A 7,362-nucleotide genomic window follows, 5' to 3' on the forward strand; every position below is an offset into this window, starting at 1 on the left:
ATCTCGTTGGATGCCGATGTGATTGAAACTGTTGGCTGAGACTAAGAGCCTACAGTTTCAACACTTTAATTAGTCTTAGCTTGATGCCACAGCGTATCAACAGTTACAAACTCATAACCTTGTTGTAGCAGTTGCGGAATGAGAATTTGAATTATGGCAGCAACATCTTGTCCACCGCAAACACCATCATGCAAGACAATCAGCGAACCATTTTTTACCTGCTGCATAACTCGCTCTACTACAGTGTTGACACCTGGTTGCACCCAATCTTCTGGTACAACGCTCCACATGACTGGGCGATAATTCCATTGAAAAAACAATTTTAAAGTAGCAGGTGTAAAAAGACCATTTGGGGGGCGCACATCTCGCACTTGTTCGGGTTGTAGATTGCAAGCATTGTAGATAGCAGCTTGGGTTTTTTCTAAACTGTCCTTCAAGTCATTTGGGGAAAGTAGGGGAAAAGAACGGTGATCGTAGCCATGCAATCCGATCCAGTGGCCGCGATCGCTCACAGCTTTGGCGATCGCTGGTGAACGGTTGACGCAAACACCCAACCAAAAAAAACTGGCTGTAATCTGGTAGCGATCTAACACTGCCAAAACTTCGGGTGTGAATTGAGGATGGGGGCCATCATCAAAGGTTAGTGCGATCGCTTTAGTATGAGGATTTCCACGCCAAAGGCAATTGGGAAAACTCGGTTGGAGAATACGATAGACAATTGGGAATAAGGGAGCTAGCTGCATTTGCGTTTATCTGTTGCTGACAACTTTTTGTAGATGTTGCTTGCGAATTCGTTTTGAGATTGCTTAGTTGTGCTAATGCTCCAAACTTTTTACTGAAACTGGCTCAATAACCAAGCTCCAACTTCAGATTGACTCATTTCACGACTTCGGCGTAAAGCTTCTTCTAAAATAGACACCGCTTGCTTATACTCCTGCCAAGAAGCCAAATCCATGTATCTGTCGGTAACTGGATCTGAGTTTCACTAATTGTCTAACCCTTCTGCCAGTAAGCTATATCTCTTGTAACTCAAATTCTAAACTTCTAGCTCAACTCTTTAACCTCTGAAGTGCAACCTTCGAGTTCTGAGGTTGGATGAGCGGGGTTGAAAGGCGATCGCTTCTGTAAAAAAACTAAACTACAATTTCCCCCCTTTTGAAGGGGGGTTAGGGGGGATCAAACCCTGTATCTGCTCCCACACACTATCAAACTGATTTAAAACTTGGCTATTTGTAAACCTGAGAACCTTTAAACCATAGCCTTCCAGAATATGTGTTCTCTCCATGTCATAATCTTGTCCTTAATCTGTAAAATGACTATCCCCATCAATTTCAATCACTAGTTTTAAAATGGAACAGTAAAAATCAACTATGAAATGATTAATCTGTCGTTGTTTTAAAACGCGAAATTGAAAGCTGATCAGATATCCATACCACAGCTTTTTTTCTGCTGGGGTCATATTTTTGCGAAGTTATTTTGCCCTTTCTACAAGCTTTGGATTGTAGGGTAGATGGAAATCGCTATTCTTGAGGTTTTTGGTCATAGTTCTAGTTTTGATCCCCCCTACCCCCCTTAAAAAGGGGGATTGATTATAGATTATATTTGTTATTCATAGATAAGTTAATTAGCTCGTATTCTATTCTTCCTCACCTAATAACTCAGAATCCGACACGTTAGGCTATTGACAGAAAAATTGAAGCTCAGAACCCAAAGTTTTTACTTCAGAACTCGGAAGTTGTACCTTTTTACTCAAACGTTGAGCCTCTGAACTCGGAAGTTGCACCTTTTTACTCAAACATTGAGCCTTTGAACTCGGAAGTTGTACCTTTTTACTCAAACGTTGAGCCTCTGAACTCCAATAATTAAGCTCAGAACTCGGAATGTCGAGCTTTTAACTCCAACATCCAAGTTCTGAGCTTCAATGCTGCACCTCAGAAGTGCAACTACCGACTTATTTTCTACAACGCTGTCTTTTGAGACTTCGCCTTTCCAGGTTGACGAGCAAAACGTTGCCCCATTTCCACAACCACCCCATCTAAACCTGCCCCTTGTCCACTGGCTTTAGCGTAATTATACACCTGCAACGCGGCTGCATAAGCTTCACTACCCACTGCCAAAGAAGTATCATCCACGAGTTCTTGCAATTGTGTCAACGACAACAACACCGGATACAACGCTTCAAATAACTGCACGTCCTTCCGCATCTCTTCTAAGTCAAACGATCGCGGTAAAAACTCTGGGTTCTGTGTCGCCACCTCTAATGCTTTGCTTACAAAGGCTCGACTCTTATCTCCCATCTTGGGTAAAGCCTTGCGATCGTCGGAACTTAAATCAACCAAAAAGGGTAACTTTTCTTTAATGGTAGTGATCGCTTGTAAGATTTCATCTCTCTGTGTTTGTGCCAGTGTTGCACTAACTGGGGTCGTAGACATAGGAATTACTCTCCAGTAAATTTCTTAAATCTAGAGTTCCCAGATATATAATACAAATTTCTATTCGCAGGGCAAAGCCGCTCGTCATAATAAAGATTGATTGGGCGTTAACTGACTCTCAAAACGGCTGTAAACAACTTGGGTGGGATACCAAGAAGAAAACCAGTACAAATCTTGAATAACTTTATTAGAGTTACTCCCGTCTGCAAATTCAAAGTGAACCAGACCTAAATTATTAAATCCAACAACTTCTTTCCCCTCCTGAACCCAACGAAATTTCCAAAACATCAGGGGTTGTAACCATTTCAATTTCGCCTTTTTGGCTCGTTTCCAGGGAGCTATTAATGATGATATATCTGCTTTGAAGCGAGAAGTCTGAACGCTGTTTCGAGGTATCCACTCCAGCACACAATGCCAATCAGAGTTAGCCAGCATCTGGCGATTATGCTGTAATTGTTTTGCAGAAACTTCTACCATATTGGGTGGGTAACTCCACCCGATCCAATTTCGTACCTTTTCGGGAAATAGCCAATGTTTCAATCGTGTATGAATCAGCCGCGTTAAAATCTCTTCATTCTTCAATGCACTAGCGGTTAACTGCACTAAGACAGACTGCAATTTGGAATGGGTGCGTGTATAAGACAAGTGAGCAACAGAACTGTAGTGGATATCTCCAGAGAGAATAACTATTTGTTGACGTTCTTCAAACAAGGTGGTTAAAAATTTCGCCAGCGCTTCCATGTTAATGTTCCAAGCATCTCCAACATCAGTTGAAAAAACTTTCTCTTGTTTTAAGTTCCAATGGTGAATCCAATCAACGACTTGCATTCCAAATACATTCGTGGGTGCAATCACAAATGTATTTTGAATCTGAGTTTCTTCAGCTAGTTGTTGTAAAGGTAAAACTAGTTGTTGCTCAAAGGCTTGCGGACACAACAGCATCGGCGGCGCGATTGGTTTTTGATCGGCTGGATAACCCCGCCAAGTGCGTGTATCCAGTACAATTACTTCATAGCAATCGCTTCTGACTATATAGTGCCAAGTGAGTGCTTCAGGATCTCGATCCAGAATAAATACCGCACCGTCTCGGACTAAAATAGGTAAGCCTGTAGCGGGATCGTTGGCTGGCATCCCGACATAACGAGCGATCGCCTCATTAGCTTTTGCATCCATCCCTTGAGAAACTGACCAAGCTTGTGCAGCCGTCAACAGCTTTTCACCGGCTTTACCCTTTGCAAATTGTCCTGGTGTATTGCCCCATCCTTGAAACATGGTGTAAGCTAACAAAGCATTTTGGACTATTCTTCGCCCCAAGGGACGACCCAGCACCCGCAAACACCAAGCTTGGTTTAAGTTCCAGTCATCACTAACATCATGGTCATCAAAGATGGTGTACGTGGGAATATTAGCAAGGGCGCGACGCACTTTCCAAAGGGTGTAGATGAATTGGCGTAAATGCCAGACTGCTTGGTTCCAATCTTTGATAGCATGGCGATCGCGCGTTACTTGGTGTCCTTGGGGAAATGTAGTCGGCCAGCACACTGGCGACCAAGCTAGTAAATAAGTAGCGTAATATTCACCCAGGCTGAACAGATGACTGTTAACTTTCTCCGATTTATTATGTAATCCTGCGGTCAAACCAGCTTGATTTGTGGCCACATCAGCCCGTTCTCCAGGGGGTAGCTGCTGGGGGGTGCAGTAAACTCGATTCACCGGCAGTTGTTCTTCCCAACCCAAAAGGGCATCACCAAGAGTAGTGGCAACCCACAACGACGGATCTGCTACATCGTCGCCATAAATTTGATCTCCAGTCATGAATAGTTGGTGAGGGCGATGTTGGGGTTGATTGGCTGAAGCCTCAATCAAACTGTCAAGAATCGGCAATGCATCAAACCCATGACCATGAGGTTTACGGCAGGAAGCATGGACAATTTGCAAATCTTGCAGAAGGTTTGGCGGCAAAACAAAGGTTGGTTTTTGATGAGCGAAGTAGCTAATGCTGACTGTAGGAGAAGAGTTTGAGCATAATGCTTGTTGCATTTGCTGGGTTTGGTCTGCAATAGTAAACTGGAGGTCATAAGCATAGATGTAACCTCCTGTTAGGCGATACCCAATTGTAGATTGAGCCGTTATTGCAACTACATGAAGATTTTTACCCAGAGCAAAGGTAGAGCCTTCTCCCTCTAATAAGCAATTTCCTAGCGCTTTACCATCATTTGTTGTTTCATAAACCTTGAGTTCTACTTGACAAGACTGTTTTAGAGCCACCCATACTGTCACTGACTCTGGTTCAGTATGTTTTAGAATTGGCCCCGCCAAAATTAGCGGCAGTTGTTGTAAGAACTCGTCCCCAACTTGATACTTCATTGCAAACAGCTGACAAAATGGTGGGTTTTAGATGATATTGCTTTATTTATATAATCCAATCACCAAATGGGGACGAGTTTTTCGCCATTCCTTAATCTGACCGTTTGGACGAACAAATTGTTAGGCAAGCTGTACAACCGAAATCATAAAATCATGGAGAGCATTATCCAAAACCTTTGTAGAGAGACGTAGCAGTGCTACGTCTCTACATTTATTTTAGAGATGTCTTTTACTTAATTCCGAGCGATACCTTCTTGACGCGCTGCTTGTTGCACAGCAGATGCAACAGCTTTGGCTACTCGCTCATCAAAGACTGAAGGAATAATATGCTCCCGATCTAAATCTGAAGGCTTGACTAAAGAAGCGATCGCATTTGCAGCTTCCAAATACATTGTGGTAGTAATTGTTTTTGCCCGACAATCTAAAGCCCCACGGAATACACCAGGAAAAGCTAGGACGTTATTGATTTGATTCGGATAATCACTGCGACCGGTAGCGATAACAGCAACATCATTACTGATTAATTCTGGCTGAATCTCTGGAATGGGATTTGCCATTGCAAACACAATTGGGTCTTTCGCCATCGAATGCACCATTTCTGGTGTTAAAACTCCTGGGGCGCTGACACCAATAAATACGTCTGCCCCTTGCATTGCACCCGCTAACGTACCTTGAGCTTTCACGGCAAATTCGAGTTTTTCTTCTGTCAAATCGGTACGACTATTAGAGATAATCCCCTTAGAGTCGCACATCCAGATTTTTTCTGCCCCAGCTGTACGGAGTAAGCGGGCGATCGCTATTCCCGCCGCTCCAGCACCGTTAATCACGATGCGGATTTCTGCCATTGTCTTATGTACCAGTTTTAGAGAATTAAACAATGCTGCCAAGGTGACAATGGCTGTACCATGCTGATCGTCATGAAAAACGGGGATATCTAACTCTTCGCGCAATCTCTTTTCAATTTCAAAGCAACGAGGTGCAGCGATATCCTCTAAATTCACACCCCCAAAAACTGGCGCGATATTCTTAACTGTCTGGATAATCTCTTCTGTATCTTGGGTGGCTAGACAGATGGGAAAAGCATCTAGCCCTGCAAATTCCTTGAATAGCATTGCTTTGCCTTCCATGACTGGGAGAGCAGCAGCTGGGCCGAGGTTTCCCAATCCCAAAACGGCACTACCATCGGTAACAATGGCAACAGTGTTTTGTTTGATGGTTAACTTGTAAACTTCCTCTGGATCTTGAGCGATCGCTGTACAAATTCGACCGACTCCCGGCGTATAAGCCATTGCTAGATCGGATACACTTTTCAGAGGAATTCTGCTAGTAATGCTGATTTTGCCACCGCGATGCAAATTAAAGGTGCGATCGTAAACACTGAGTAACTTGATGTCTGGCAATGCTTTTACTGCTTGCACAATGGTTTCAGCATGTTCGGTACTAGCAGCATCAACGGTAATATCGCGGGTGGACTCTTTGCGGGTTTGCTCGATTAGATCGATTTGACCGAGATTACCGCCAGTAGTTGCGATCGCCTGGGTTATCGATGCCAACATCCCTATCCGATTGGGAATCTGTAAGCGCAGCGTCAAACTAAAACTAGAATTAGGAGTTAAATCTGCCATGTTGATTTAGGATTTTAAGTTTTAGATTTTATATTGAATTGAGACAAAAACTAAAATTGACGTTTTGTAGTCAGTAGTTAGTTTACTGACCTGACTACTTACAGTTTTGATAATTGTTTTATTTATACTAGTGTATTTACTAATATAAATGAGTCAGAATTTAGTAATTGTACCCAAATACAGCAGATTTTTTTTAAAAGTTTTATCAATGTCTAAGGCATGAGGCAAAGCGTAAGAGGTAGGAGGGCAAAGAAAGCAAGGGTTGTAAAACCCCTAGTATTTGCGATCGCACCCTAACAACCGCAACAGCTTGCAAACAGAGATAATTTATAGTATGACTTTCGTATAACAGCCATGACTGAGCTACTTGAAGAAGCGATCGCCAAACTCAAAAATTTGCCTGCTAATGAACAAGATGCGTAGGCGTAGCCCGCCGCAGGCATCGCGGCGATGATTTTGGAAGAACTAGAAGATGAACGCTCTTGGGATGACGCTTTCGCCCGTTCTCCTGAAGGACTCGCTTTCCTTGCAGCCGAAGCAATGGCTGAATACCGTGCAGGAAAAACCCAAGAGTTAGATCCAAATACATTGTGAAGTCACGTATAACCACTCAGTTTCTTGAAATACTCACCGGGCTGAAGCCTCGGTGATTCTTGACGCTTCAACGGATTCTGCTACATTCGTAGTCTGACAATTCCTCTGCGTCCGTTTGGGGCGTATAGGACAGAAAGAAGCTCTAGAGGGAGTTATTGGGTGGCAAGACAAGCTTAGGGATTATATTGATAAGCTATTAAATGAGTAATGAGTAATGAATAATGAGTAAATACCCATTACTTATTACTTATTACTCACCGTTCGCGTAATAGGATTTGACTAAGAGGAATTATCGACCAAATGACCATAAATATCAGGTGATAGACCAAGTAAACAAATAATTT

5 protein-coding genes and 2 pseudogenes are annotated in these 7,362 nt (G+C 42.9%); 1 reads left to right on the top strand and 6 read right to left on the bottom strand.

The features are described from left to right. Positions 1-65: 65 nt before the first annotated feature. The 6 genes and pseudogenes from V7K38_RS27765 to V7K38_RS27790 all read right to left on the bottom strand — a co-directional run bounded on the left by V7K38_RS27765 (position 66) and on the right by V7K38_RS27790 (position 6,424). Positions 66-743 carry a polysaccharide deacetylase family protein gene (locus tag V7K38_RS27765; protein ID WP_334862713.1) on the bottom strand — a complete coding sequence of 226 codons (678 nt, stop codon included), beginning with the start codon at positions 741-743 and terminating at the stop codon, positions 66-68. 89 nt (positions 744-832) lie between these two features. Beyond that, positions 833-955 carry a hypothetical protein gene (locus V7K38_RS27770; protein WP_334862714.1) on the bottom strand — a complete coding sequence of 41 codons (123 nt, stop codon included), beginning with the start codon at positions 953-955 and terminating at the stop codon, positions 833-835. Between the two features lie 183 nt (positions 956-1,138). Further along, positions 1,139-1,459, bottom strand: a pseudogene (locus V7K38_RS27775) (endonuclease domain-containing protein). A gap of 499 nt (positions 1,460-1,958) precedes the next feature. Next, positions 1,959-2,432: a hypothetical protein gene (locus V7K38_RS27780; protein WP_334862716.1), complete on the bottom strand. Its 474-nt coding sequence runs from the start codon at positions 2,430-2,432 to the stop codon at positions 1,959-1,961. Between the two features lie 84 nt (positions 2,433-2,516). Beyond that, on the bottom strand, positions 2,517-4,799 hold the full coding sequence (locus V7K38_RS27785; protein WP_334862718.1) for a PhoD-like phosphatase: 2,283 nt from the start codon (positions 4,797-4,799) through the stop codon (positions 2,517-2,519). A gap of 233 nt (positions 4,800-5,032) precedes the next feature. Then, positions 5,033-6,424: a malic enzyme-like NAD(P)-binding protein gene (locus V7K38_RS27790; protein ID WP_334862720.1), complete on the bottom strand. Its 1,392-nt coding sequence runs from the start codon at positions 6,422-6,424 to the stop codon at positions 5,033-5,035. 354 nt (positions 6,425-6,778) lie between these two features. On the opposite strand from V7K38_RS27790, the pseudogene V7K38_RS27795 reads away from it, so the two are divergent. Beyond that, positions 6,779-7,018, top strand: a pseudogene (locus V7K38_RS27795) (hypothetical protein). Positions 7,019-7,362: the final 344 nt, after the last annotated feature.

Source organism: Nostoc sp., assembly GCF_036917465.1.
Lineage (GTDB): Bacteria > Cyanobacteriota > Cyanobacteriia > Cyanobacteriales > Nostocaceae > Nostoc.